Below are 1,238 nucleotides of genomic sequence, written 5' to 3' on the forward strand. Positions count from 1 at the left end.
GCAGACATCAGGCATCCACTATAGCGACGAAGCTCTAAATAAGAGGTTTCAGGAAAGGTGCGGGAATACAGCGATGGGTTACTTGCTTTCACATCGTTTAAAAGTTGCGGGTGACCTTTTGGTACATACAGATATGAGCCTCAATGAAATTGCGCGCGCTACTTGATTTGAGTATGATACTTACTTTATCAAACAGTTTACCGCCAAAAATGGGATGTCACCGACGACCTATCGGACTGCTTCCCGTAAGTTGGACAGTGTCAGTAGCTAATATAAATGCTATTACTGAACACTGCTCGCCCTATGCGGCGGCTTAATCGTTAGCGACCGGACTTATCCCAGCAGTTCTTTGGCTCCGTTCATCAATAAGGGCATAGTCTGTTTAACGAATGATCCCGCACTTATTAGACACCCCTCATTGTTCCAAACGTAAGCCGCCCCATACATCCCCCAACTTAACATAATAGAAGCTGTATTTATTAAGAATTGCGCATTTGGAACCGATTGCATCTTGTCTTTATCTATAAAGGAAAGAATTAGGGTTTGAATTTTTTCCTTTATTTGATTTTCGAAAACAAGTCCAAGTGATGTATACCTTCTCTTACACATAGTGCTTAGACCCTTATGAAAATCGCATACCCCCAGAAAAATACTCTGAATGGTTTCCTCATTTAATACTTCGTGACCGCTTATTCTACGATTGATGATTGTCATAAATGATTCCATTAGTTTGGCCTCAAGCATTTCGAATTTATCTACAAAGTGCGCGTAAAAAGTCGTCCTGTTAACAGTAGCCCGCTCCGCAATATCCCTAACGGTTATCGATTCAAAGTCTTTTTCTTGAATTAATGAAGCAAAAGCGTCTTGAAGGAGCCGCCGTGTACGAATCACACGAGGATCAGCTTCATTCTTTTTAATTGTCATAGTTAGGATCTCCTCAACAAAAACGACATTATAGAGATGGTGTTGTCTATCCAACGGCTTATGGTTATTGATGATTGCGAATCAATCGGTTGTTATTATAACATACAAATACAGCAGGTGTTGTTCAAACAACTAGTGTTGCATTGAAACAAAATGCTGAATGCAGCTTTTCCCAAAGGAGGAGAGGACCATGTCGGTTTCACAACCGTCGAAAACGATGGAGCACCAACTTTTTTTCGATGTTATTCAAGAACGTCGGTCGGTTCGCAGCTATGATCCCGAGATCACAATTTCGCGGGAGGAATTGACCGAAA

At 41.4% G+C, this 1,238-nt stretch carries 2 protein-coding genes and 1 pseudogene; 2 read left to right on the plus strand and 1 reads right to left on the minus strand.

The annotated features are described in order from the left end of the window. Positions 1-13: 13 nt before the first annotated feature. Positions 14-166 carry a helix-turn-helix domain-containing protein gene (locus L691_RS33910; RefSeq protein WP_269634836.1) on the plus strand — a complete coding sequence of 51 codons (153 nt, stop codon included), beginning with the start codon at positions 14-16 and terminating at the stop codon, positions 164-166. Positions 167-333: 167 nt separating this feature from the next. On the opposite strand, the gene L691_RS0106115 is transcribed toward L691_RS33910, so the two are convergent. Then, the gene (locus L691_RS0106115; RefSeq protein WP_025689419.1) at positions 334-924 is read right to left on the minus strand and encodes a TetR/AcrR family transcriptional regulator; all 591 of its coding nucleotides are present in this window, start codon (positions 922-924) and stop codon (positions 334-336) included. Between the two features lie 190 nt (positions 925-1,114). On the opposite strand from L691_RS0106115, the pseudogene L691_RS28025 reads away from it, so the two are divergent. Beyond that, a pseudogene (locus L691_RS28025) lies at positions 1,115-1,238 on the plus strand (nitroreductase family protein); the annotation flags it as partial.

Source organism: Paenibacillus zanthoxyli JH29, from assembly GCF_000520715.1.
Taxonomy (GTDB): Bacteria; Bacillota; Bacilli; order Paenibacillales; family Paenibacillaceae; genus Paenibacillus_AQ; species Paenibacillus_AQ zanthoxyli.